This window comes from Sulfurospirillum arcachonense DSM 9755 (genome assembly GCF_000597725.1).
Lineage (GTDB): Bacteria > Campylobacterota > Campylobacteria > Campylobacterales > Sulfurospirillaceae > Sulfurospirillum_A > Sulfurospirillum_A arcachonense.
This window is the reverse complement of the sequence record NZ_JFBL01000014.1, coordinates 15216-40209: the sequence shown is the minus strand read 5'-3', so window position 1 is coordinate 40209 and position 24994 is coordinate 15216. Positions and strand designations below refer to the sequence as shown.

Here is a 24994-nt window from a genome sequence, read left to right as displayed (position 1 = left end):
CAAGTAAGATTTTGCTATAGTAATAGCTTTTAAAAAACAAGTTAGGGATATACCTTTGAGAAGTCATTATTGTACAGATTTAAGTGAAAAAAATATTGGTGAAGAAGTTGAAGTTTGTGGTTGGAGTAATAACAACCGTGATCACGGTGGAATAATTTTCATCGACCTTCGTGATAAAAGTGGATTAGTGCAACTTGTATGTGATCCAAGTGATAGCAAAAGTGCACATGAAACAGCAAATCTTGTAAGAGATGAGTTTGTTTTAAGAGCAAAAGGAAAAGTAAGAGCAAGAGGTGAAGGATTAGAAAATCCAAACCTAAAAACTGGTAAAATCGAAATAGTTGTAGATGAGCTAATCATAGAAAATGCTAGTGAACCTGTTCCTTTTGTTATTGGTGATAACAATGTGGGAGAAGAAACAAGACTAAAATATAGATATTTAGATTTAAGAAATGCAAAGTCATATGAAACTTTTAAATTAAGAAGTAAAGCAACAATTGCTGCAAGAAATGTACTTGATGCTCAAGGATTTTTAGAAGTAGAAACTCCAATTTTAACAAAATCTACTCCTGAAGGAGCAAGAGATTATCTAGTACCTAGTCGTGTTCACAATGGTGAGTTTTTTGCACTCCCTCAATCTCCACAACTTTTTAAACAACTTTTAATGTGTTCAGGATTTGATAGATATTTTCAAATTGCAAAATGTTTTAGAGATGAAGATTTAAGAGCAGATCGTCAACCAGAATTTACTCAAATAGATTTAGAGATGAGTTTTTGTGACCAAGAAGACGTTATAAAAGTAACTGAAGATTTACTAGTAAATGTATTTAAAGCTGCTGGACATGAAATCCAAACTCCATTTAATAGAATTCGTTATAAAGATGCTATGGAAAAATATGGTTCAGACAAACCAGATCTTCGTTATGACCTTAGCATGGTAGATATGATTGATATCTTTGCTAATTGTGAAAATGAGATATTCTCAAACATTGCAAAAGATAAAAAGAAAAATAGAATCAAAGCTCTAAAAGTTCCAAATGGAGACAATATCTTTTCAAAACGCCAAATGAAAGGTTTTGAGGATTATGTAAGAAAGTTTGGTGCAAGTGGACTTGGATATTTTCAAATGAAAGAAGATGGACTAAAAGGTCCTCTTACAAAATTCTTTAAAGAAGAAGATTTAGAAGAGATGATAAAAGTAAGCAATCTTCAAGTTGGAGATGCTATATTCTTTGGTGCTGGTGAAAAATCTTTAGTACTTGATTATATGGGAAGATTTAGAATTTATCTTGCTGAACTTATGGATATTATCCCTGCTGATACTTTTGAATTTGTCTGGGTTGTAGATTTTGATATGTTTGAAATCGTAGATGGAAGAGTTAAAGCTCTACATCATCCATTTACTCAACCAAAAGATATAAATGCACCACTTGATGAGATGGAATCTATCGCTTACGATATTGTTCTTAATGGTATGGAACTTGGTGGTGGTAGTATGAGAATTCATAAAAAAGAGATGCAAGAAAAAGTATTTGAACTTCTTGGAATCAGTGAAGAAGAAGCAAATGAAAAATTTGAATTTTTACTAGATGCTCTAAAATTTGGTGCACCTCCTCATGGTGGACTTGCAATGGGATTAGATCGTCTTATCATGCTTCTTACAAATAGTGATAGCATCCGTGATGTTATTGCTTTTCCTAAAACACAACGTGCACAGTGTCTTCTTACACAAGCTCCAAGTGGTGTAGATAATGAACAACTTAAAGACTTAGGTATAAGATTAAGAGAGAAACCAAAAGCATAATGAAATCTCTTTTTTTAATTATAGGAGCTCCTGGTAGTGGAAAAACTACTGATGCTGAAATTATTGCAAAAAACAACGAAAATATAGCTCACTATTCAACTGGTGAGCTATTACGTGCTGAAGTTGCTAGTGGTAGTGAACTAGGACTTATCATAGGTAAACGTATGAGTGCTGGAGAATTAGTTCCTGTTGAGGTTGCACTTAATACTATCGTTAATGCTATTAATAAAAGTCAAAATGATATTATATTGATAGACGGTTATCCTCGTTCTAGTGAACAAATGCTCGGTCTTGATACTATCCTACAAAAAGAAAAAAACATAATTTTAAAATCTGTTATAGAAGTAGAAGTTAGTGAAGAGACTGCTATGAATAGAGTTCTTGGAAGAAACCGTGGAGCTGACGATAATATAGAAATTTTTAAAAACCGTATGGATGTATATAATAAACCTTTAAAAGGTATACAAAAATTTTATATTTCAAAAAAAATATTGCATAAAATTAGTGGTGAAAATGAAATTGAAGCTGTTGTCAAAGAAATGCAAAAACATATAGAACTGACTTAAGGGATTTCCCACGATTTCAAGAATAGAGCAAAGGAAAATTACTAATATTATTGTTCGTATAGCTACAATGCTTCTCGATTATGGAGCAGAAAGCCATTTGATTGAACAAATTTCAACTCGTTTTGGTAAAGCATTAGGGTGTTCTTCGACAGAGATATCACTCATCCCCTCTGCTATCGTTTTAACAACACTAATAAATGGACGTTCTGTTACAACAACTAGACGAGCACACAATCAACCTATAAATATGTCTATAATCCATCAAATCGTATCTATCTGCATTCTTGCAGAAAAAAATCCTGGAAATTTAAATATGGTTGAAACAAGACTTAATGCAATTCATGCTAATTATTATCCTAAATGGTTACTTATTCTTATGATTGGACTTGCGTGTGCTTCTTTTAGCCATCTTCATGGGGCTGATTGGCCTGGATTTATTGTTACATTTTTTGCTTCAGCAACTGGTATGGCTGTTCGTATTTTTCTCTCACGCCGTAATTACTCTTTACTTATAGTATTTGCATTTACTGCTTTTGTATGTACACTTATTGCCAGTGTAGCTTCATACCATGAATTTAGTGCAACTGCAAGTGTTGTTCTCTCTTCTAGTGTATTACTTTTAGTTCCTGGGTTTCCTTATATAAATGCCATTTTAGATGCCTTTAAAGGATATATGAGTATGGGTTGGGGTCGTTGGACAGAAGCAACTTTATTAACATTCATGACAACTATTGGAATAATACTCGCAATGAGTATTCTTGATATAAAAGGATGGTAATGATACAGTGGTCAAATATTTTATTTGATGCTCTTTGGGCTGCTCTTCCTGCAGCTGGATTTGCCATGATTTTTAATGTTCCTCGTTCTGCCTTACCTTTTTGCGCCATTGGGGGTACATTAACTTATGGGATAAGAGAATTATTACTCAATTTTTACTCTATTGAACTTTCAACATTTATTGCATCTACTACTATTGGTATTATAGGCGTATTTTGGTCGCGTAAATATATTATGCCTCGTCCAGTATATACAGTTGCATCGATTATTCCTATGATTCCTGGAACATATGCCTACGAAATGATGATTAGTTTAATTGCTATGAATAATAATGGTGTTACGGATATGCTCTTACAAAATTTTATTCAAAATGGCTTACATGCTATAAGTATTCTTTTTGCTATTGCCTTTGGTCTAGTTCTTCCTTCTTTATATTACACAAAACGACAACAACCCATTTTATAATCAGCTTTACATGTAAACTTTTTTAATATTCATTTTTTACAAAATAACTATCAATACCGTCTGCAATTCCATTTGCCATTAATGTCTGATAGTGAGAATTAAAAATCCTTTTTCTCTCATATTTATTTGATATGTATCCTGTTTCTACAAGGATAGACGGCATCTGAGCACCTACTAAAACCCAAAAAGGAGCTTCTCTTACTCCACCATCTCTTACTCCACTGTATTTCTTTTTGATTCTATTTAACATACCTTGTTGCACATCTAATGCTAATTTATTTGCTGCTATTATTTTTTCCCTATTAAAAACATTTAAAAAAGTTTGTTTTGAGAAATAATCCATCTCTTGCATATCTGACTTATTTTCTAATGCTGCTACATTTTTACTTCTTTTACTTCTTGCTGGTGAAAGAAAAAATGTTTCGATTCCATGAAGCGATTTTTTTCTTGAAGCATTTGCATGAATCGATAAAAAGATATCTGCACCTTTTTTATTTGCATATCTTGTTCTATTTCGTAAACGTATAAATTTATCATTAGTTCTTGTATAATAAACTCTGTAACCTCTTTTTTGAAGTATTCTTCCTGTTTTTAAAGCAATCTGTAAAACTACTCTTTTTTCATACTGTGTTTTACTCCCAACCGCTCCAGCATCTTTACCTCCATGCCCAGCATCTATAACAATAATCTTACGAGAAGATAGAGGTTTAATATATTTTGTATAATCTTTTTTCTCTGTCGTAACCTTTGTTTTAGGGCTATTTTTTGAATTATATAAAATATCTATTTTACGTCCATGCACTTTTATTGTTGATTTAAGAATAGAATTTCTTTGAAAAACTATCCTTAAAGTTTTATTATTATATTGAGCTATTCTTAAGCTTTTTAATGCTTTTGGAGTTTTCATACTAGGAACAAAAGAGAGTATAGCCTTTATATCAAAAACTTCTCTGTAAGTATTTTTTGCTTTTAATTGAAAGGATTTAATATCCTTACTTGTTAACTTTTGATCAAAACTCAGTTCTAACATATCCCCTTTATTAGAAATCCCTTTTAATCTTGCTAAATGAGTCTTATGCTTATTTATCTTTTTAGGAGGAGCTATTGTTTTTTTAGGAACTACTTTCCTTTTACTTTTAAAAGTTTTTTTCTTTCCACTTATTTTTTGTAAAGTCGCAAGTTCTTTTGCATACCCACTTGAATCAAATTTCAGAATATTAGATGTTTTAACAAGCCTTTGAAGTGTTTGTTCTTTTAGTGTATTATCGTTTTTTATAATAGATTGTATGTAAATACTCTTAATAGCATGATGAACTCTTAAGAGTTCATCATCATCAGCAGTTTTAATCTTTTTATCATATGAGATTAACTCATTGATATAGTTACTAGCACTAAATACTGCACTATAAGATATGAATAATAAAAATAGTAATTTAACTATTTTCGCCATTTATCAACTTATTAATAAGCTCTTTTACGCTTATTATTTCATTTAATTTATAACCATTTGCACCAGTAAAAAACAGACCTGATTCTTTTTTACCTAAAAATGCATCTGAAAGACGATCAGCTATACAATAACCTACTGCTTTTGCTTCAACACCACGATGACAAGGAGCAACACAGTTACTAATGCATTTTACAGCAGGTCCTTCTCTTTTTTCGACAAGTTCTATTAAATTTGTTCTAATCCCACGAGCAGGATAACCTACTGGTGATTTTAAAAGTTTTATTGTATCTTCAGTAGAAGCTAAAATAACCTCTTTAAAACTATCATGTGCATCACACTCATGAGTCCCAATAAATCTAGTACCCATTTGTACACCATCAGCTCCTAATTCTATCATTTTGACTATATCATCATGATCCCAAATACCACCAGCTGCGATAAGAGGAAAATCACCCCAATTTTTCATCTCTTCCTTAATTGGTTTGATTAAATTTTCTAACTGATACTCATCTTGGAAACATTGCTCATAAGTAAAACCTTGATGTCCACCACTTTTTGGTCCTTCAACAACAATTGCATCTGGAAGTCTGTTATATCTTTTTGTCCATCTTTTACAAATAATCTTTAAAGCTTTTGCAGATGAAACGATAGGAACTAAAGCAACATCTGGATAATTTTCAGTAAACTCTGGCATATTTGTTGGAAGTCCAGCACCTGTTATGATAATATCAATACCAGCAGCACAAGCATCTCTTGCAATTCTTTCATAATCATTACTAGCATAAAGTATATTAACAGCTAAAGGATTATCTCCAGAAATTTTTCTTGCATTATCAATAACTGCTTTTAAACCTTTAGCTGAATAAAAGTTTTCAGAATTAAGTGGTCTTGTATTGATATCTTTTGCACTATATCTATTATCTTCATAATACCCAGTACCAACTGAGCTTATAACTCCAAGTCCACCCTCAAGACTCACATTTCCAGCTAAACCATCCCAACTAATTCCTAGGCCCATTCCGCCTTGTACGATTGGATGTTTTATTGTATATTTACCTATTTTCAATGGTTTAAATGACATTATATAACCTTTAATTTAGCAAATTTTCTCTTTCCAACCTGAAGTATATATTCACCTTGTTCTAATTGTAGCTGTTCATCGCTTACTTTTTCTTGATTAATTTTAACTGCACCTTGTTTTATATCTCTACGAGATTGTGAAGTTGATGGAGAAATTTTACAATCTACTAATGCTTTTGCTATCCAAATAGGGCCATCACAACTAAACTCTTTAATATCAGTTGGAAGCTCATTTTTTTTATGTACATTATTAAACTCTTCTTTTGCCGCATTAGCTAAATCAACATTATGATATCTAGTAACTAACTCCAATGCCAAATTTTCTTTTGCAACTTTTGGATGTACTTTACCAGTAGCCACATCATCTTTACATGTAGCAATAGCTTCAAGGCTAAGAGCACTTAAAAGTTCGTAATATCTCCACATTAAATCATCACTAATACTTAGTACTTTTCCAAACATATCACTAGGTTCATCAGTAACCCCAATATAGTTACCTAAAGATTTACTCATCTTGTTAACGCCATCAAGTCCTTCAAGTAAAGGCATCATCACGACAGCTTGTTCTTTACCTACATTATATGTACGTTGGAGTTGTCTTCCCATAAGCAAATTAAATTTTTGGTCCGTTCCACCCATCTCTATATCACATTTCATGGCTACACTATCATAACCTTGAAGAAGTGGATATAAAAATTCACTTATAGAAATAGGAGCTTGAGACTTATATCTTTTTTCAAAATCTTCACGCTCTAACATTCTTGCTACATTAAATGTTGTAGTAAGCTCTATTATTCCACTAGCACCAAGTTCTTCAAGCCAAAGTGAGTTAAACATAACTTCTGTTTTTGTAGGGTCTAGTACTTTAAATACTTGTTCTTTATAACTCTCTGCATTTTTTAATACAGTCTCTTTGTCTAATTTTTTTCTTGTTTCATTTTTACCTGTTGGATCACCGATCATACCAGTAAAATCACCTATAAGAAACTGAACTATAGCACCACATTTTTGTAAAACTGCCATTTTTTGAAGAAGTACAGTATGTCCAAAATGTAAATCAGGTGCCGTTGGATCAAATCCAGCTTTAACATAATAATTTTTACCATTTTCAAAATAATCTTTTAGTAACTTTTCTATACGTTCCACATCTATGATTTCAGCAACACCGCGCTTTATCTCATTCATTGCTTCTTGAATCATTATTCTCACTTTCTATATTAATTATTTATAAACATCATTTGTAGATACAAACTCTATAACTTTGTATCTCGCTTTTAATTTTTCTCTTGCCATATCCACATTTTTATCAGGAAGTTCAAGTATCATTTCAAAATAATCTGCATGTCCTTCTTCCGATTTGCCTAATTCTATCGTAACTAAATTGATTTGCATTTTAACTAAATATTGTAAAAATGCAGCTAAAGAACCTTTTTTGTTTTCTATACTAACTATCAACCTATAACGTTCAGGGGCTTCTCTTGTCCACTTGACAAAAACCATTTGTTCTTTTTCACTCATCAAATTTGAAGCACGTTCACAAAATTTATGATGAACCTGCACATCATGCCCACGTTTAAAACCTATAATTTCATCTCCACGTTTTGGATGGCAACAATAATCAAAAAGTACATGTGAAACATTTTGATTTGAATAAATAACTATATTGTCAAATTTTTGTTTTTTTATATTGTATCTATCAATCTTCAATAATGGGAAAAGAAGTTTATCACTCCTTGGATATTTTTTAAGGGCATTTACTACATTTTTAAAATATACAGAATCAGTTGCAATTTTAAAAATTTTATTTGTTAAATTCTCTTTTTCTAACCATCTCTTTAGTTTTCGCTCTCGTACATTAAAAACTGCTACTAAAATATCTACTGCAACTCTGTTATTTATCTCTTTAATCTTTTGTCGACAATTAACAGCAATAGAATTTCTTGCTTTTCCTGTTTTTACACTATTAACCCAACTACATCTAAAATGAGGTTCATGTGAAGTGATAATTCTTATAATATCCCCATTTTTGAGCTCTGTTAAAAATGGTGTTTTTTGCTTATTTACATAAGCTTCTTTTGCATGTGTTCCTACTTCTGTATGAACTTCAAAAGCAAAATCAAGTACAGTAGCTCCACGGGGCAGTGTAAAGATATCCCCTTTAGGTGAAAAAACTGCTATATCTTCACTATACAAATTATCTTTGGCTATTTCATAAAACTCTTCAATATTATCAGTACTATCGTCTTGACTTTTAAAATCATTTAACCACTCTAACTTAGGATTAAGACCACCAGATTTATATTTCCAATGAGCTGCAACTCCAAATTCTGCAGTTTTATGCATATCTTTTGTTCTTATTTGTGATTCAATAATAGATTTATTGTCAAAAACTGTTGTATGAATAGTTTGATAACCATTTTCTTTTGGAATTGCAACATAGTCTTTAAATCTTGAAATAAGGGGATTAAAGTTTTGGTGAATAACCCCTAAAGCTCTGTAACAATCTATAGGTTCATTTACTATAACTCTAATAGCAAGCATATCAAGAACTTCTTCTATAGAAATACCTTTTCTCTGTATCTTTAAATATATAGAGTAATAGTGTTTTACACGTCTTTCTATTGTAAAATCACCTTCACTAAAGCCACTTTTCAGCATCAATGCTTTTGTTTCTGTAGTAAAATGATTAAGTCTTAATTGAAGTTGTTGTCTATGTTCATCGATAAAATCATCAATTTTTTTATATTCACCTGGAAGAACATAACGAAAACTTAAATCTTCTAAAAGATTTTTAATTGATGAAATACCAAGTCTATGAGCAATAGGACCATAAACTACTATTGTTTCTTCACTAATTCTTTTTTGTTTTACACTACTTAGTGAATCAAGGGTAAGCATATTGTGAAGTCTATCGCAAAGTTTTATCACTAAAACTCTTACATCACTAATAGAGGCTAAAAGCATCTTTCTAAATGTTAAAGCTGAAGATATTATTTTCTCATCAGAAGTAGAAGGAACCAACTCAAGATCACGGATTTCCATGATTTTTGTTAATCCCTCAACTAAATGGGCCACTTCTTTATTAAACTCTTGTGAAACTTCTTCTTTAGAACAACATGTATCTTCTATAACATCATGTAAAAGGCCAGCTGTAATCATGTCTTCATCGCCACCTAAGTAGGCAACAAATACAGCTACAAGTATAGGGTGGATTGCATACTCTTCACCACTTTTACGAAACTGTCCTTCGTGTTTTTCTTGTGTAAATAAGAGTGCTTTTTCTAATGAATTACTTTTAGGAATAAATTCATATAAAAGCTCTATTGCATCATTTATATTTTTACAAGACTGTACACGTTCAACTAAACGCTCCATACCTTACTATACTACTCTTCGTCGTCTAAAAAAGATTTAATTGATACTTTACCTTCTGCTACTTCTAAAAGAGCAATATCAGTAACTTTACTATTTTTATCTTCCAATTTAACTAATGGTTCAGCACCATTTGATAATTGTTCTGCACGCTTTGATATAAGTAATGATAGTTTATATCTATCGTTATCTACGTATTTTAAAGCTTTTGCTGTTATTTGTTCTGTTCTCATTTAATATTCCTTTAATTTTTTTTAAACTTGAATAAACTAGAGAAAATAATTTCCTAAAAGGAAAAATTTCACTGAAAATCTAAGTTTGATTTATATTATTTAAAGTACAACCTTTTGGTCGTCTTCTACCTAAAACTCATACTTATATTAGTTAATTATTTTGTTTTTGTACAATTGAGCACTTAGAATAATCACCATTTATTATTTCTAATAAATTATTTTTTACAAACATATTACATACAACTATTGGTAAATTATTATCTTTTGCTAGTGCTACAGAAGTATCATCCATAACTTTGATACTATCATCCATTGCTCTTTCATATGAAAGTTCATTTAATTTTGTTGCATCTAAAAATTTCTTAGGGTCTTTATCATAAACACCATCAACTTTTGTCGCTTTAATAATCATATCTGAATTAATCTCTATCGCCCTTAAAGTTGCTGCTGTATCTGTTGTAAAATACGGATTTCCTGTCCCTGCTGCAAAAATAACAATTCTTCCTTTTTGTAGGTGACGTTGTGCACGACGCACTATAAAAGTTTCACTTATAGCTTCCATTTTAATTGCACTTTGTACTCTTACTTCCATACCTACATGTTCTAATGCTTCTTGCATTGCAATACTATTGATTACCGTTGAAAGCATACCCATATAATCGCCACTTGTTCTTTTTATAATGCCATCTTTTGCAGCACTCACACCACGAATTATATTTCCACCACCAATAACAATACCTACTTCAATACCACTATTTACAAGTGTTTTAATTTCATCTGCTATAAACTTCAATATAGAAGTATCTATACCAAAACCATTTTCACCTGCTAATGCTTCCCCTGAAAACTTAACTAATACTCTTTTGTTTTTCATTATTACCCTTCATACTCGCATACGACAAAAAATTTGCGTATTCTACAATAAAAGACCTTAGTATCTTATCAACTCTAAAGGATTGATATGATAACTCTTTTGAGTTACTTCAAAAGAGAGGTCATCTTCAACTCTGCCTATTACATACCCTTTTTTAATTTTCTTTCCTACTTCTATTGTCGGTGCAATTTTTGAAAGATGTGCGTATATAGTGTGTATCCCATAACTGTTCTCAACAATAACAACTTTATCTAAAACTGCAGTATCTTTTGCATAAATCACTTTTCCATTAAGTACATTTTTTACTTTTGCATTTTTTTCATTTGCTGTTAAAATAACTGATTCATTAAATATTTTTATCTTATAAATTGGATCTACATATGCACCAAATTTTCTTTTTACACTAAAACTATCTAATGGTGCTATTGTTTTGGAACCACGATATTTTTTTACTCTACTATTTTGATACGATGAACCTATCTGTCTTACTGTCATTTTGCCATTGATATTTCCATCTTTTTGAGCTTTCTTTAAAGCAGCAAGTCTTGCTCGTTTTTCTGCAGCATCTTCTTTAGCTTTAATAATTTTTAGTTTTTTCAGAGTTGCTCTAATTTCATTTCTTTCATTCGTGATATCTAATAATCTTTTTCTATAAGAAGCTCTTTGTGAATCAAGCTTTTTTATACTTTTTACTTTTGATTTTTCCAAACCAGAAAGTTCAACTTTCTGATTTTTTAAAGATTTTATTGAAGCTTTTATATCTTTAATTTGACTATTTTGTACATCAATTTTTTTATTTATTCTGTCATAATCATGTGAAAGTTTTGCAAACTCTTTTTGTATAATAATCCCTATTTTATCTACTGTTTCATCTACTAAAATACTCTCTACAGAGTCTAAATATCCTTTATCTGAAATTAAATAAAAAGAAAAATCTTCAGCAATCACTTTGACTATTTTTTCTTCTAAATCTTTTTTCTTTGCTAATAAAGTAAGATTTTGTTTTGTTAAATCCTTTAAATTTATCTCTTTATCTTTAACAACATTTTGATTTTTAGCAATATTTTTTCCAAGACCTTCTATCTTTGATTTTATATTGTTTAAATTCTTTTCTTCTTTTAAAATATCTTGTGCAACATCATTTAATTTTCTAGCAATACTTCTTTCTACTTTACTTTTTAATTTCAAATCTTTTTGATTTTTACTAATCTTTTTTTCTACAGAAATAGCACTAAAAAGTACTACATGTAAAGCTACTATAACAAATAATATTCTCATTCTCTATTCATCTTACTAATTACAATTGAAACGATAAATAATGAAAATACAAGAGAAATACCTAACAATGTTCCACCATCTTTGAGTATGTCAAATGTTGGAATTGTTATGTTCATACTTTTAGAAAATGTATTTACTTCTTTCATAAAAGGAAGTACACTATATAAAATACTAACAAAAATCGTACTTATAAAAGAATCAACAATAGCTAGTCTATACAACATAGCACTTTTCATCCAAAAAGGTGCACCAAAAAGTGTCATAACAGCCATTCTTTCTTTGTGTTCAAGTAACCAAATTCGCATCTGTTTGAACATTAAAAGAACTGAAACAATTAAAATAAATGCTGCAAATAGAAAAGAAATACTCTTAAGCAACATAAACATTCTATATATTTTTGTATGTGTTTTAGAAAATGTTTCTACTTTTGAAACAAGTCCACTTTTTAACAGCCTATCTTTAATTTTTTCTATTCTAGATATATCAGGAAAAGACTCCAACTTTAAAGAGTAAAATTTAGGTAATGCTATTTTTAAAAGAGAAATATTTTTTGAAGAGATGTTATCTTTTAGTCTATCTAAAATCTTTTTTGAGCTTATCTCTTGTATTGATTTTATACCTTTTACCCTACTTTTTAAAACTGCTTTATCGATTGTTTTACTAGCAACTATAACAATAGAGTAATCTCTAGTTAATTTTCTTGAATAATCCTCTACTATCTTATTTGTTAAAAAAGAAAACTGTATTGAAAAAAGAAGTACAAATAATGGAAAAATTACTGAAAGATGGTTTTTAAGAGACTTCATACACAACCCCACTTTCTAAAAAATAGTGTTTATAATCAATCCCCAACGTAGAAGGAATATGATGCGTAACTACTACAACAGTTGTTCCTAAATGCTCTTTAGCATTCTTCAGTAAATCCCAAATCACTTCAGATGAATACTCATCTAAATTACCAGTTGGCTCATCTGCTAATATCATAACAGGATTATGCGCTAAAGCTCTAGCCATCGCAACACGTTGTTGCTCTCCACCACTAAGCTCAAGCGGATACTTATCTGCTTTATGAAGTAGTTTTACATGTTTCAAAAGTTTATGTGCTTGTTTCGCACAAACTCCTTTTGAAAAGCCTCCTATCATAAGAGGTAACATGACATTTTTTTCAACTGTCCATTCATTAATAAGTCTATAATCTTGAAAAACAATACCAAGATAACGTCTAAGAAGATTGAGTTTTGAAGTACTTATATTTTTAATACCCACTCCACAAACATCTAAAACTCCTTTTTGAGGAGATAATTCACCATACATTGACTTTAAAATCGTAGATTTACCACTTCCACTTTTACCTGTTATAAAAACAAATTCATTGGGATTTATTTTCATGCTAGCTTCTGTAATAATTGGTTCATCTTTACCATAAGCTAAAGTCATATTCTCAGCGTTAATTACATGTTCCATATATGCTCTTTTATAAGTTTATGTGCTTTTTCATTATCTTTTGTTGCTAAAACATTGTCAGGGAGATAAGTTACACTATCTTTTTTTATATAAAGATAACTATGTTCATTTCTTTGACTAGCACCAAAAGAGACTCTTACAAGACCTTCATCTTTATTGATCTTAAAAATTTCTTCTATATGAGCAAAAAAATCATCTCCTCGTAGAGTAACCTCTTGAAACTTTTCTTTTACTTTTTTAAACTCTATGGTCTCATCAAATTTTAATGTACCAATACGCGGTATATCTTCTGAAATTTCTTTGTTTATCATCGTAATATCATATATATCTTTTTCTTGTCTTTTCCATCTATCTTCGTATTTACTGCTTATTTCTAAATCTTGATTTTTGTTTACATGTAACTCTACTTTTGCTTGCTTAATAAACTCTCCAAAAGAGTATTCAAAATAGTTATCACTATCTGTTCTAAGCTCTAGTGTTCCTTTTTGCATCAAAACTCTTCTTGATTCGTTAATAAAAGCTGTACTTATAACCCTACGATGTGGTTTTTTATCCCATGGTACTGGAAAGTGCACAAAAATCTGTTTAACACTATTGGAATTTAAAAATTCTAAAAATGTTCTTGCATCATAATCTACCACCAAAATATTTTCTATATTTTGTAGTTCACACTGTTTTAAAACTTGCTCAATCGAAGGTTTATGTATCTCTAAACCTATAACAATTTTATCTGGATTTTTTTTGGCTTGATGCAAAAGATGTCTTCCACTTCCAAAGCCAACTTCAACCAAAATATCTTTTGACGTTTCAAAACTATTTGCAAAATATTCCATCGTTTTTAAAAATGGAGATACTTTTAAAGTCTTCTCTTTTTTTGAGTCTATATTTGAATTTGTAGTATTCGTTTTTGTTAAATCTCTATAATCTTTTAAAACCTGCTGTAAAATAGCTACTTGTGAAGGTCTTGTTATCTTATCTCCCTTGATAAGATAACCTTTTTTTGATTTGTTGATTTTTAAAAGTAAGTCATTATCTTCTAAATGACTCATTACAAGCTTTTCACCTCTTGTAGATTGTGCAACAAATTCAAAATTAGTTTTTCCATAATCGGATGGATAGCTTGGTTCAACAAACTCTTTAGCATGAAAATTTGGCATATATTAATTTTCCTTTGGTATTTCTATAATAACTTTTTCAGAATCTTTTGATGCCAAACCATACTTATCTATAGCTATAACTTTATAGGTATATTCTATACCTTTTGTTACATCACTATCATTGAAACTGTCTCCATGTATTCCTGTAAAAATTTTCTTTTTATCTTTATACTCTTTAATAACATTAAATTTCATAGCTCTTAAATCTGTACTTTTCCACGTTATATTGATACTTCGTCCATCATGATTTGATGAAGTTATATATACAGATTCTGGTATATCTAAAGAACTTCCTGCGACTGAACTTTGTTGTCTATGAGATTCTAACCCGTCTTTATCGACCGCCGTTACAAAATAGTAATATGCTTTTCCATTATCATTAATCAAATCTTCATAACTCGTATCTCTTGTTTTTGCAAGATAACTATAAAAAAGAAGAGGATTGATAGCTCTGTAAACTTTATAGTATGAAAAGTCTTTTTCACTCGATGCACCCCAGTTTAAAACAATCTTTTTTGGTACATCTATTGAAGCAGTTAAGTTTTGTATTGGTACTGGAAGAGGTTTAGTCCCTGCTTCTACAATTTGGCTTGGTTTAGAAACTAAACCATCATAAGTTTGTACTTTTACTCTGTATCTATATACACGATTATCTTCTAAACCAGCATCAATGTACTCAGCACTTAATCTACCTTTCACTTTTGCTATATTTTTCCATTTAGTTGTGCTAAATTCACTTCTTTGTATAATATAAGCAGCAACTTTTGCAGATGTATGTGGTCTCCAAATCAATTTTATTCTATGTGGTAAGCCAGTAATTGCTTTTAGAAAAGCTATTGATTCAATCAAAGGTTGAGTTGTTACTAAAAGTGTATCACTTGGAATCGATTCTCTTTTATCATGAGAATAAGTTGAAAATCTATAATAATACTGTGTATTAGGTTTTAATTTTGTATCAACATAATGAGAAGCGTATTTGTCTTTGACTGTAGCTATTCGTTCTAATTTACCATTTTGTTTTTTAGGATTTGAGCGATAAATATAATATCCCGATACTCTTTCATCCAAACTTGGTTTCCACTCAAAACCAACATCTGTTAATTCTGTTAAAAACTTGATATCTGCTAACTTTGGTAGTGTTTGGTCAATAACTGGTTTTTTTGGTGGTTGTGGTGTATCTTGGCATCCACTAACAAAAAGTATTAAAACGCTTAATGATATAAGAGCTATCAATTTTCTCATCTATTTCATCCTTATTAAAGTGTTTTTTTAGTACATTTTCAAAATCTTCAAACGGTGGAGCAATCACTTGCATAAACTCACCAGTTTTTGGATGTTGTAAGTATAGTATATATGCGTGTAACATAACTCTTGCTATTTTACTCTTTTGGCTCTTAAAACCGTATAAACTATCTCCTAAAATATGACGAGACAGTGCACTTAGATGAACTCTTATCTGATGTGTTCGTCCTGTAAAAAGCTTAGCACCTATAAGTTCTATTTTTTCACTTTTTGAAAGTGCTAGTTTACAAAATGCACTTTTTGCTTCTCTTCCATCTTGAACTACATCCATCTTTAATCTATTTTTTCTATTTCTGCCTATTGGTTTATCAACAATCGTATTTTCTTTTAAAGGAATATCTGTTATTGCAAGATAATATCTTCCCATGCTTTTATCTTCAAGTTGTCTTGAGAGATACATATGTGCTTCATTGTTTTTTGCGATGACTAAAGCTCCACTTGTCTCTTTATCTATTCGGTGAACTATCCCATGTCTCTCATCTCCACTGATAGTTGAGAGTGAAATACCCCTTTTAATTAACCAATCAACAACCGTTGCTTCTTTTACACTTGGAGCAGGATGAACCGTTAAAAATGGAGGTTTGTTGATAACTAAGATATCTTCATCTTCATACAAAACATCTATATCAAAATTGACTTCATAATGTTCTTTTTCTTTTTTAGCTTCTACAAAATCATACTCAATAACTTCATCACCCTTAAGTTTCAATCCACTCTTTTTTACTTCTTTATTATCTACTTTAACCCCAACTTGTTTGATAAGTTGTTCTATTTGATTTCTTGGAAGTGAGAGTTCTTTACTCATTATTGCATCTAATCTTCCACTTTGTTTACATGTAAAAGTCATTTAACCTCTTTTCTAGTATAATCACCTATTAAAATAATTAGGGTTTTCTTTGCTACAAATTGATAGACGAATATTAACACATTTTGATTTTTTACTGCCTATTTTGGTTATACCTATTGTAGGACTCTCATTTTATCTAATTAATGAGGCAAATACTATACTAGCCAATAAACAAATTGTATATTTTACTGTGGGTTTCTTTGCCTTTTTAACTTTTTTTCTCATTCCTCTTAGAAAAATAGCTTGGTTAATTCCCCTACTTTTTTGGCTCACTATAGGTTTACTTGTAAGTGTTGATTTTTTTGGTATTTCTAAACTTGGAGCTAGAAGATGGTTAGAAATCCCTTTTGTTCACTTTACTATCCAACCCTCTGAGATAATCAAACCTGCTTTTGTACTCATGCTAGCCTATCTTATATCTCATAATCCTCCTGAAGAAGAAGGGTATGGATGGAAGTCTTTTTTTAAACTGAGTTTTTATATACTGTTACCTTTTATTCTCATAGCAAAAGAGCCTGACCTAGGAACTGCAATGGTTCTTCTTATCGTTGGGTATGGAACTCTTTTTGTAATCGGAGTCAATAAAAAAATATGGATTACCCTTTTTATAGCACTCAGTATTAGTGGTCCTTTTTTATATGCTTCTTTACATGATTATCAAAAAAAACGTATTATTGATTTTGTATCTGAAAAACCTAGTTACCATGTAAGACAATCTATCATCGCTATTGGAAGTGGTGGACTCAATGGAAAAGAAAAAGATGAAGCAACACAAACACATTTTAAATTTTTGCCGATTTCTACAAGTGATTTTATTTTTGCGTATCATGTCGAAAGATTTGGTTTTTGGGGGGCTTTAGGCTTGATTTGGCTTTATGGTCTTCTTATAGTTCATCTTATCACACTTAATTATAAATTTCATAAAGATTACTTTGGTAAAGTAATGACCACAGGGATAGCTCTGCTCATTTTTGTCTATATGGGTGTTAATATCTCTATGACTATAGGTTTTGCACCTGTAGTAGGAGTACCTTTGCCCTTTTTTAGTTATGGAGGAAGTAGCTTTATAACCTTTATGGTTTTCTTTGGAATTTTGGAAAATTTACTGACATTTAGATTCGATAGAACCTATAAATCTGTAAAATATACAGTCTAACACTCGTTTTATTTTACTTTAAAGCTTTTATGGATAGAATGTCACTCTTAAAAACAGATGGGTTCTTAGCTCAGTTGGTTAGAGCCCTCCGCTCATAACGGAGTGGTCACTGGTTCGAATCCAGTAGAACCCACCATCTTTTTTTACTTTCAATATAATTTCATACTATTAAATTTTCTAAACATACAAATACCAGTTATTAAACTTAGTTGTTTTTTAAGATTTTAGCTATAATGACGAATTTTTAATAGAGGAACAATTATTCTTAAAAAAACGACTGAATACTTTAAAGATAAACATATGTTTACATTGAAATACTTCGATAAAAATAAAGAAAATCTATTTTCTTTATCTATCAAAGAAGTCAGACAAAAGCAAATGATGTATTTATCAAATATAACAGCATTTTTCTATATTTTATATATTGGTATTGACTTTTTAATACTACCAACCACTCAATTATACTATGCAATTACACTACATTCTCTCATTACATTTTTTCTAATTTTATCAAGCTTATCATTTCTTTCAAATAAATTAAATCATTTAGCAAAATATATAATTATCTTACCTGTTTTAACAGCAGCTACCGGATCTTTTATGCTCACAAAAATAGGAATTTTTTATTATATTGATGAAATATATGTCATTGTGGTCTGGGTATTTACACTTATTGGATTTAAATTCCTAGAATCGCTAATAATCAATAATGTAATTGTAATTTCACATATATCATTAATTTTATTTTTTAAAACACTTACATACGAAGCAACAGTGGTTCACATGTTTATACTCTGCGCATCATTCACTATGAGCTTAGTTGGTGGTTATATCATGGAGTTTTATGCTCGTTCTAATTTTGAAAATCAATTAAATATTCTAGATATGCAAGAAGAGCTAAAAAAACAAGCCAATCATGATTATCTTACTAATCTTTATAACCGAAGATATTTCAATGAAATAGCACAAAATTTAATCAAAATAGAAAATAGAGAAAACAAGCCTCTTAGCATTATTATGATTGATATTGATAATTTCAAGTACATCAATGATACCTATGGACACACTATAGGTGATGATGTTATTAAATTATTGGCTTTTTTACTGAAAAAACATACGAGAGATAGTGATATAACTGCAAGATATGGAGGTGAAGAGTTTGTAATACTCTTACCATCCACTAATCAAAATGGTGCTATTAAAATAGCAGAACATATAAGAACTACAGTTGAAAATCAAAATATAAGTATTAATACAGATAAATATATAAACTTTACAATAAGCTTAGGAGTGAGTTCTTTAAATCACAAAAATGAGCTTATCTCAGAAATATTAAATAGAGCGGATAAAGCATTATATAGTGCGAAAGAAAATGGTAAAAATAAAACAGAAGTGAGTTACTAACTTAAAAACAACATTCTGACTTATTTAACGTTCTAAAGAAACTTTATCCTTCACAAACTCTTTTGTTAACTACCCCAGCAGGATTATATTATTGGTGGTTCAATCCCATACCAAGATACTTAAAATACTTTTCTTTCTCTACATATCCAATAATAGGGCTGTAGCTTTCTTCACCATTATTATTAACAAAAAAAGTAGTGGGTGTTCCATAAACTTGAAATGTACTAGACGGGTATGTTCCATCATTTTGTTTCACAAGCACAGGGACAAAGTTTTTATTGATGAAATTGGCAACAGAAGAAGAAGAGAGAACATCCTCTTTTAATAAACTACAATAAGGGCAATTTGGACTTTCCACAACCATTAAAACTTGTTTATTATCACTTTTAGCTTGATTCAAAGCACTTTTATAATCTTTAGCCCAATTTATCTGTGTACCAAAAGCTAGACTTACAGCTAAGATACAAAAACACAAAATCTTTTTCATTTTTTTCCTTTATTAGTTTTCTTTACTTGATATATATTTCATAACATTTTTAATCTCTTTACTAGAAATAGTAACCTTTTGGTTTTTATAAAGATTATCTTCCAATTTTTGTATTAACGCATCAACACCATCATCTGTACCTTTATAAGCAAAAAGTTTTTGTAGCAATGTTTTATGATTGGTTGGTTTAAATATTTTGATTGAACTCTTTTTTTTCACTATGAACTGTACTAAAAGAATAGATACAACCCCTAATAAAAACCCTATGATTATGTTTAAACTATACAAGTGAAATCCTTTTTCCTTTTGTAATTTTATCTCTTCTTTACCACCCCTTTTTGATACTTCTACAATGGGGTTATTCACATGAATTTTTATAGGTTCAGTTTGAATGGTTTTTTTGATTTTTGTTTGTAGGTTATATGCTGTATGTTTAAATGGTGGGATAACTAAATCTTTTTTTGCATTACCAATAAAAAATTCTTGCATAAATGTACCACGAATTGTCTCTTTATCTGGAAATGAGTCTATTTTAGGATCTTTAGTGGTGACTGTAGCATTTTTTAAATCAAGTACAAAAGGTTCAATATCATTGAAATTTCCCGCTCCTTTGATTTTAACCATTAGATGAGCCATTTCATTGCCATTAATCACTTTTTTATCAATAAAAGTTTCTATAGTAAAATCACCTACAATATTTGTTTTTACAGGTAATGGCTTTATTGTTACAAAGAGTGGTTGTGAAGTAAAACTTCTTTCATGATTACGCCTTGTTAAAAGCGTCTCACTACCATCTTGTTCTGCTTCAACTGTTCCTTGACCTATCATCAACTTACCTACAGTTTTTGGTGTTAGAAAATAGTTGATTTGATGGATAATAAAATCACCTTTTATTTCAGGAGGTGAGTAACTAACACCTTCTAGCCAAAATCCAGGAAAATCTGGCTGGATGAATTTAATATCTTGAAATTTTATTTTATCCTTGTATTTAAACTGTAAACTAAATCTTATAATTTCATTTTCATAAGAGGTATCTTTGTTAAGAAAAGCTTGAAAATAAATAGATGGATTTGGATTTTTTTTGAGCCTTAGTTCCACGGGTTTTGTTTTTTCGATTTTGCCATTTACTTTAAACTCTAAAGAAGGAATACTCAAAGATTTTTTAGGATAAAACATAACTTCATAATAAATATCTTTAATCTTTTCACCATTTATATATTTACTACTAGCCTTTCCTCCATGTTCCATAATAGGCATTCCTGCTACTTCTTCCAATCTTTTTAGTTTTATATCTTTTCCTGTTAGGTGTATAACAAGTACAGCTATATCTCCTTCATATATTATGTTATTTTTCAAGTAAGCATCAGCACTAAAAAGTCGTATACTCAGTAAAAAAACCACCAAAAGACTACCAAAAAATTTCATTTTTTTGCTCCATTTTTTGACTTTTGATTAACATTTTTGGTTTTGTTTTTGGTTTAATACTTCTCAATATCTTTTTCCATTTTTTTTCTTCTTTCGCATCCATTGCTTTGGAAGCTTTTGATTGAGAACCTTGCGTATCTTTACTTGATTTTTTTTGATCTTTTTGTTTACTATTTCCTGATGATTTTTTCTTTTTTTTCTTACTTTTTTTCTCATCTTTTTTATTTTTTCTAGCAGCTATTTTAGATCTATTTTTTTTCAAATACTCTAAATTAAACCGAGTAGCTTTTTCATCTTTTATTTTTAAAGCCTTTTCATAAGCATCAATAGCTTCGTCAACTTCACCTGTTTTGGCATAGGTATTGCCTAAATTGTGCAAGCGTTCATAATTTATTGATTGATTTGTAGTATTTATATCCAAATAGAGTTTTATAGCTTGAGTAAAATCATTGTTACGATAATAACTATTGGCAAGGTTATATTGAGTTGCTGCACTATTTTTTGAGTTATGCACTTTTTTAAAATATTGTAGTGCATATTTATGCTTCCCTCTTGTATAATTCTCTTGTGATTTTATAATATCCCAAAAATCAAAAACACCTGAGTGAAGTTCTTGTGGGTTGGTAAAACAGAGTAATAATAAGGGTAAAAAACGTATAAAACGTTTTACATGTAAAGAATTTACAATAAAAAACAGAAGAAGTGCAGCTAGACATAGAGGAAGGATAAAAAGTTCTTTAGAATGACTCTTTTGAAGACGATTTACATCTTCTTTTTGGGCTTTTATACGTATTTGTTCACAAAGCCAATCTAAATCAGATAAACTACCATTTGTTATGACAAATACTCCTTGTGTAGCGATGGAGAGTTCTTTGAGTTCATCAGCACGTTTTGTTAGAACATTTTTTTCATTTTTATCTTTTATGAGATTTCCATCTTGATCAATTATAGTACTCCCTTTTTTTGTTCCTACCAATAAAAGATGTACTCTTAGATTATACTTTTTAGCTTTTTCTATAGATTTTTGAATACCTAAACCATCAGCTCCATCAGTAACGATAAGAATATCTTTTGTCTCTCTTTTAAATGGTAAATATGTTTTTTGAGCACCCATCATAACAGCTTCGATAGAACTACCTTCACTTGTCATAGAGTTTTGGTCTAAGTTTTCCAACAAAAAGCTTAGGGTCTCTTTGTCTTCAGTAAAAGGAGCAACCATAAAAATATCTCTTGAAAAAGCACTCAATGAAAGCCTAAAATAAGGCAATTTATGAAAAATTTTCATAATTGCATTTTTTGAAAACTCTAAACGATTAGGTACCACATCCGCAGCTAACATAGACTTAGAGATATCAAGATTTATAGCCAAAAATCCCATAGGCATTTTTTGTGTTTCATTTTTTACTTCTTCAAGTAATAATGGTCTTGCTAAAGCAAGTGTCAATAATCCAAAGAGTAAAAGCCATAAAAAAGAGTTTGATGTGTACGGGGATTCATTCCTAGAAGTACTAAGTCGTCGCTTAACTGCTTCAGAAAAGAGAGACCTTTTTTTTGAGTACAAAAGATATAAAAAAAAGAAAAAAGGAATACTAAAAAGCAATAAAAGATAAGGATAAAGAAATATCATCTGTTCTCCTTTAGTGTATAGCCCATATATCCTAAGAGTGAAAAAAAGGCAATCAATAAAGGATATATAAAAAGATAATCCGTAGAAGACTCAGCCGTAGAGCGCTGCAAACTTCTCTCCAATGCATCAATCTCTTCATAAACAGATTTAAGAGCATCTTGATTATTAGCTTCAAAGAATTGACCACCACTTTCTAAGGCTATTTTAGTTAATACTGCCGCATCATAATCACCTTTTTCACCAACACCAATTGTGTAAACTTTTATTTTTTCGCCACTTAATGCTCGAAGAGCTGTATCGAGATTGATACGTCCTGCTGTGTTATATCCATCAGTTAAAAGAATAGCAACTTTATTTTTTGCACTATTTTTTTTAAGAAGACTTGTGCTGAGGAAAAGTGCATCATACATAGCTGTCATTGATCCCGCGATGCCTTCTTCTAGTCCTTCTAAAATTGACGATACAGTTTTTTTATCATATGTTAATGGTGTTGCAACATAGGCAAAATCACCAAAGACAATTACACCTATATTACTATTTGCTTGTTTTTGTGCAAATTGAGAAGCAACTTGTTTTGCAATTTCAAATTTACTATTATTTGATTTAGAAGTGTTAGTATCCTTTACAGAGACATTGCTACGTAAACCCCCTCCATTCATAGAGTTACTTACATCAATCAACATCATAATTGTATGAGACAGATGTAAAGGTTCTTTTCGTTTAGCTATAAATGGTGAAGTAAGTGCCAAAACTAGCATACAAATTCCTATCCATTTGAGTAATGGTGAGAGCCAATTTCTCTTTACATGTATAGGCATTAAAAGTACATGAGGGATATAAAATGCATTTTGATTGGACTTAAAGATAAATGCTCCAATAATATATACGATAAGTAATAAACCCATCCATGGATATTCAAATCCTAACTTATCCATGAGTACTCTCCAAAAAAGATTGTAATGCTTTTTGTTCACTAGAAGTTAATGGTTGAGTCTGTTTTTTATATTTGTATTTAAAAAGATTACATTCAATCTCTTCATAGATTGTTTTATTTTCAGGGGTGACTAGATGAGATGCCCATTGGGTAAATTCATATGCGCATGTTTTGGCATCTTCTAAATTTAAAGTAGTTAAATGTTTTTTGGCGATTATATGAATACGATTTGACCTTTTATATTGAATATATTTTACTAACTTATATATAGCCCAACATAAAAAAACACAGAAAATTACTAATCCAAAAAGAAAAGGAAGTAGTGTTGCATCTTCTACAGGCATCAAGTTTCTAATATCTTGAAAATCGCCTTCAGGATTATAGTATATATACTCTCTTTGGCTAGGTTCTAATCCAAATAAGCCTTTCATATACGATATAAATGCTCTATACATTAATAGGCCTTAAATATAGAAGATAATTTTTTAAAAGGGTCTTCATTGGTATAAATTTTAACCCATCGAACAGCATATTTTTTTAAATAATCCTCTAATTTGCTGTCATAAAGTTTTTGTTTTTTTGTATACTCTTTTACAAATGATTCGTCTAAAACAACTCTCTCTTCTTTTAAAGATATAGGGTCTCTTACTAAAACAGAGCCAACTTTAGTAGGTTTTTCTTCAAAATGATCTCTAATCATAATGAGGATAACAGTATGTTTTTTACTAATCAGATTTAATTTTGGTATATCAAAGAAATCCCCAATAATAAAGACTAAAGAAGGTTTTTTAAAATGTGAAAACATATGTTTTTCAATAGTATCCCAATTCAGTTTTTTTCCTATTAAAGGAAATTCAAAAGCTTTTTTAGTTGCCCCTCTAATAGAAGATTCTTTTTTACCAATAGCTGTTTTTAAAATAAGCTTTTCATCAAATAATGAGATAGAAAACAGATCACCATTGCGTACAGAACTAAATCCTAAAAGAGCAATTACTTCGGCTAAGACTGTTTGTTTCATTTGAGCAATACCAAAATGCATTGAGCCATTGAGTAGTCCAATCACATGGGTAAGAACTTCTTTCTCTTCAAAAAATACCCGTTGTTGTAACTCATTGGTTTTTGAGCTTTTTTTCCAATCAATACGTTTTACATTATCACCATAAGTATGTGCACGGATTTGTGCAAAATCATAACCATCTCCCTCTTTTTTAGAGATATTTGATCCTGTCATATCACCAAAAATATGGTTTTTAGCACGGGCTATGATACGGTCATATGAAAGTGTTCGCATG

At 30.2% G+C, this 24994-nt stretch carries 24 protein-coding genes and 1 tRNA gene; 7 read left to right on the top strand and 18 right to left on the bottom strand.

The annotated features are described in order from the left end of the window. Positions 1–55 precede the first annotated feature (55 nt). Genes aspS through K354_RS0110840 form a run of 4 tightly spaced genes read left to right on the top strand, consistent with a single transcriptional unit; the run spans position 56 to position 3612 of the window. Positions 56–1804 carry an aspartate--tRNA ligase gene (aspS, locus tag K354_RS0110855; RefSeq protein ID WP_024955526.1) on the top strand — a complete coding sequence of 583 codons (1749 nt, stop codon included), beginning with the start codon at positions 56–58 and terminating at the stop codon, positions 1802–1804. Then, positions 1804–2370, top strand: coding sequence for an adenylate kinase (locus K354_RS0110850; RefSeq protein ID WP_024955525.1), 567 nt, complete (start codon positions 1804–1806; stop codon positions 2368–2370). Before aspS ends, K354_RS0110850 begins: the two co-directional genes overlap by 1 nt. A 13-nt stretch (positions 2371–2383) precedes the next feature. Continuing rightward, positions 2384–3148, top strand: a complete 765-nt coding sequence (locus tag K354_RS0110845; protein WP_024955524.1) for a threonine/serine exporter family protein — start codon at positions 2384–2386, stop codon at positions 3146–3148. Beyond that, the gene (locus K354_RS0110840; RefSeq protein ID WP_037940686.1) at positions 3148–3612 is read left to right on the top strand and encodes a threonine/serine exporter family protein; all 465 of its coding nucleotides are present in this window, start codon (positions 3148–3150) and stop codon (positions 3610–3612) included. The genes K354_RS0110845 and K354_RS0110840 overlap by 1 nt, the downstream gene beginning before the upstream one ends. 22 nt (positions 3613–3634) lie before the next feature. Here K354_RS0110840 and K354_RS0110835 read toward each other — a convergent pair whose 3' ends face one another. The 12 genes from K354_RS0110835 to K354_RS0110780 form a co-directional block, all read right to left on the bottom strand. Then, entirely contained in the window at positions 3635–5062 is a 1428-nt protein-coding gene (locus tag K354_RS0110835) for an N-acetylmuramoyl-L-alanine amidase family protein (RefSeq protein WP_051505429.1), read from the bottom strand. Continuing rightward, positions 5046–6143, bottom strand: a complete 1098-nt coding sequence (locus K354_RS0110830; protein ID WP_024955521.1) for a nitronate monooxygenase — start codon at positions 6141–6143, stop codon at positions 5046–5048. Before K354_RS0110830 ends, K354_RS0110835 begins: the two co-directional genes overlap by 17 nt. Next, complete coding sequence (tyrS, locus tag K354_RS0110825; RefSeq protein ID WP_037940684.1) at positions 6143–7342, bottom strand: tyrosine--tRNA ligase; 1200 nt, start codon at positions 7340–7342, stop codon at positions 6143–6145. The genes K354_RS0110830 and tyrS overlap by 1 nt, the downstream gene beginning before the upstream one ends. Before the next feature lie 21 nt (positions 7343–7363). Next, entirely contained in the window at positions 7364–9517 is a 2154-nt protein-coding gene (locus tag K354_RS0110820; RefSeq protein ID WP_024955519.1) for a RelA/SpoT family protein, read from the bottom strand. Between the two features lie 11 nt (positions 9518–9528). Then, the gene (locus K354_RS0110815; RefSeq protein ID WP_024955518.1) at positions 9529–9747 is read right to left on the bottom strand and encodes a DNA-directed RNA polymerase subunit omega; all 219 of its coding nucleotides are present in this window, start codon (positions 9745–9747) and stop codon (positions 9529–9531) included. A gap of 151 nt (positions 9748–9898) precedes the next feature. Beyond that, positions 9899–10624, bottom strand: coding sequence for a UMP kinase (gene pyrH, locus K354_RS0110810; RefSeq protein ID WP_024955517.1), 726 nt, complete (start codon positions 10622–10624; stop codon positions 9899–9901). A gap of 54 nt (positions 10625–10678) precedes the next feature. After that, the gene (locus tag K354_RS0110805) at positions 10679–11899 is read right to left on the bottom strand and encodes a murein hydrolase activator EnvC family protein (protein ID WP_024955516.1); all 1221 of its coding nucleotides are present in this window, start codon (positions 11897–11899) and stop codon (positions 10679–10681) included. Beyond that, positions 11896–12705 (bottom strand): FtsX-like permease family protein, encoded by an 810-nt coding sequence (locus K354_RS0110800; protein WP_024955515.1) that lies wholly within the window; start codon positions 12703–12705, stop codon positions 11896–11898. The genes K354_RS0110805 and K354_RS0110800 overlap by 4 nt, the downstream gene beginning before the upstream one ends. Continuing rightward, positions 12692–13363, bottom strand: a complete 672-nt coding sequence (locus K354_RS0110795) for a cell division ATP-binding protein FtsE (protein WP_024955514.1) — start codon at positions 13361–13363, stop codon at positions 12692–12694. Before K354_RS0110795 ends, K354_RS0110800 begins: the two co-directional genes overlap by 14 nt. Continuing rightward, a complete protein-coding gene (trmB, locus tag K354_RS0110790; RefSeq protein ID WP_024955513.1) occupies positions 13351–14520 on the bottom strand; it encodes a tRNA (guanosine(46)-N7)-methyltransferase TrmB in 1170 nt (389 codons plus the stop codon). Before trmB ends, K354_RS0110795 begins: the two co-directional genes overlap by 13 nt. A 3-nt stretch (positions 14521–14523) precedes the next feature. Continuing rightward, on the bottom strand, positions 14524–15762 hold the full coding sequence (locus K354_RS0110785; RefSeq protein ID WP_024955512.1) for a fibronectin type III domain-containing protein: 1239 nt from the start codon (positions 15760–15762) through the stop codon (positions 14524–14526). After that, entirely contained in the window at positions 15710–16669 is a 960-nt protein-coding gene (locus K354_RS0110780; protein WP_024955511.1) for an RluA family pseudouridine synthase, read from the bottom strand. The genes K354_RS0110785 and K354_RS0110780 overlap by 53 nt, the downstream gene beginning before the upstream one ends. Before the next feature lie 49 nt (positions 16670–16718). On the opposite strand from K354_RS0110780, the gene K354_RS0110775 reads away from it, so the two are divergent. The 3 genes from K354_RS0110775 (at position 16719) to K354_RS14775 (ending at position 19229) form a co-directional block, all read left to right on the top strand. Further along, positions 16719–17825, top strand: coding sequence for an FtsW/RodA/SpoVE family cell cycle protein (locus tag K354_RS0110775; protein ID WP_024955510.1), 1107 nt, complete (start codon positions 16719–16721; stop codon positions 17823–17825). A gap of 59 nt (positions 17826–17884) precedes the next feature. Then, positions 17885–17961, top strand: a tRNA-Ile gene (locus tag K354_RS0110770). A gap of 164 nt (positions 17962–18125) precedes the next feature. Further along, positions 18126–19229, top strand: coding sequence for a GGDEF domain-containing protein (locus K354_RS14775; RefSeq protein ID WP_024955509.1), 1104 nt, complete (start codon positions 18126–18128; stop codon positions 19227–19229). Positions 19230–19317: 88 nt separating this feature from the next. Here K354_RS14775 and K354_RS0110760 read toward each other — a convergent pair whose 3' ends face one another. The 6 genes from K354_RS0110760 to K354_RS0110735 are packed head-to-tail and all read right to left on the bottom strand — an operon-like array spanning position 19318 to position 24993. Beyond that, positions 19318–19716, bottom strand: coding sequence for a thioredoxin family protein (locus K354_RS0110760; RefSeq protein ID WP_024955508.1), 399 nt, complete (start codon positions 19714–19716; stop codon positions 19318–19320). 12 nt (positions 19717–19728) lie between these two features. Further along, positions 19729–21141: a BatD family protein gene (locus K354_RS0110755; RefSeq protein WP_024955507.1), complete on the bottom strand. Its 1413-nt coding sequence runs from the start codon at positions 21139–21141 to the stop codon at positions 19729–19731. Further along, on the bottom strand, positions 21125–22768 hold the full coding sequence (locus tag K354_RS0110750) for a VWA domain-containing protein (protein ID WP_024955506.1): 1644 nt from the start codon (positions 22766–22768) through the stop codon (positions 21125–21127). Before K354_RS0110750 ends, K354_RS0110755 begins: the two co-directional genes overlap by 17 nt. After that, a complete protein-coding gene (locus tag K354_RS0110745; protein WP_024955505.1) occupies positions 22765–23703 on the bottom strand; it encodes a vWA domain-containing protein in 939 nt (312 codons plus the stop codon). The genes K354_RS0110750 and K354_RS0110745 overlap by 4 nt, the downstream gene beginning before the upstream one ends. Continuing rightward, positions 23696–24157: a hypothetical protein gene (locus tag K354_RS0110740; protein WP_024955504.1), complete on the bottom strand. Its 462-nt coding sequence runs from the start codon at positions 24155–24157 to the stop codon at positions 23696–23698. The genes K354_RS0110745 and K354_RS0110740 overlap by 8 nt, the downstream gene beginning before the upstream one ends. Then, a complete protein-coding gene (locus K354_RS0110735; RefSeq protein WP_024955503.1) occupies positions 24157–24993 on the bottom strand; it encodes a DUF58 domain-containing protein in 837 nt (278 codons plus the stop codon). Before K354_RS0110735 ends, K354_RS0110740 begins: the two co-directional genes overlap by 1 nt. Position 24994: the final 1 nt, after the last annotated feature.

Excerpts from the sequence above, each read along its gene's own strand:
- K354_RS14775 (WP_024955509.1), top strand. The coding sequence starts at position 18,126 with ATGTTTACATTGAAATACTTCGATAAAAATAAAGAAAATCTATTTTCT.
- K354_RS0110740 (WP_024955504.1), bottom strand. The coding sequence starts at position 24,157 with ATGTATAGAGCATTTATATCGTATATGAAAGGCTTATTTGGATTAGAA.
- K354_RS0110785 (WP_024955512.1), bottom strand. The coding sequence starts at position 15,762 with ATGAGAAAATTGATAGCTCTTATATCATTAAGCGTTTTAATACTTTTT.
- tyrS (WP_037940684.1), bottom strand. The coding sequence starts at position 7,342 with ATGATTCAAGAAGCAATGAATGAGATAAAGCGCGGTGTTGCTGAAATC.
- K354_RS0110745 (WP_024955505.1), bottom strand. The coding sequence starts at position 23,703 with ATGGATAAGTTAGGATTTGAATATCCATGGATGGGTTTATTACTTATC.
- K354_RS0110805 (WP_024955516.1), bottom strand. The coding sequence starts at position 11,899 with ATGAGAATATTATTTGTTATAGTAGCTTTACATGTAGTACTTTTTAGT.
- K354_RS0110850 (WP_024955525.1), top strand. The coding sequence starts at position 1,804 with ATGAAATCTCTTTTTTTAATTATAGGAGCTCCTGGTAGTGGAAAAACT.
- K354_RS0110800 (WP_024955515.1), bottom strand. The coding sequence starts at position 12,705 with ATGAAGTCTCTTAAAAACCATCTTTCAGTAATTTTTCCATTATTTGTA.
- trmB (WP_024955513.1), bottom strand. The coding sequence starts at position 14,520 with ATGCCAAATTTTCATGCTAAAGAGTTTGTTGAACCAAGCTATCCATCC.
- K354_RS0110750 (WP_024955506.1), bottom strand. The coding sequence starts at position 22,768 with ATGATATTTCTTTATCCTTATCTTTTATTGCTTTTTAGTATTCCTTTT.
- K354_RS0110795 (WP_024955514.1), bottom strand. The coding sequence starts at position 13,363 with ATGGAACATGTAATTAACGCTGAGAATATGACTTTAGCTTATGGTAAA.
- K354_RS0110840 (WP_037940686.1), top strand. The coding sequence starts at position 3,148 with ATGATACAGTGGTCAAATATTTTATTTGATGCTCTTTGGGCTGCTCTT.
- K354_RS0110820 (WP_024955519.1), bottom strand. The coding sequence starts at position 9,517 with ATGGAGCGTTTAGTTGAACGTGTACAGTCTTGTAAAAATATAAATGAT.
- K354_RS0110830 (WP_024955521.1), bottom strand. The coding sequence starts at position 6,143 with ATGTCATTTAAACCATTGAAAATAGGTAAATATACAATAAAACATCCA.
- K354_RS0110760 (WP_024955508.1), bottom strand. The coding sequence starts at position 19,716 with ATGAAAAAGATTTTGTGTTTTTGTATCTTAGCTGTAAGTCTAGCTTTT.
- K354_RS0110835 (WP_051505429.1), bottom strand. The coding sequence starts at position 5,062 with ATGGCGAAAATAGTTAAATTACTATTTTTATTATTCATATCTTATAGT.
- K354_RS0110815 (WP_024955518.1), bottom strand. The coding sequence starts at position 9,747 with ATGAGAACAGAACAAATAACAGCAAAAGCTTTAAAATACGTAGATAAC.
- K354_RS0110755 (WP_024955507.1), bottom strand. The coding sequence starts at position 21,141 with ATGAAATTTTTTGGTAGTCTTTTGGTGGTTTTTTTACTGAGTATACGA.
- K354_RS0110780 (WP_024955511.1), bottom strand. The coding sequence starts at position 16,669 with ATGACTTTTACATGTAAACAAAGTGGAAGATTAGATGCAATAATGAGT.
- K354_RS0110735 (WP_024955503.1), bottom strand. The coding sequence starts at position 24,993 with ATGCGAACACTTTCATATGACCGTATCATAGCCCGTGCTAAAAACCAT.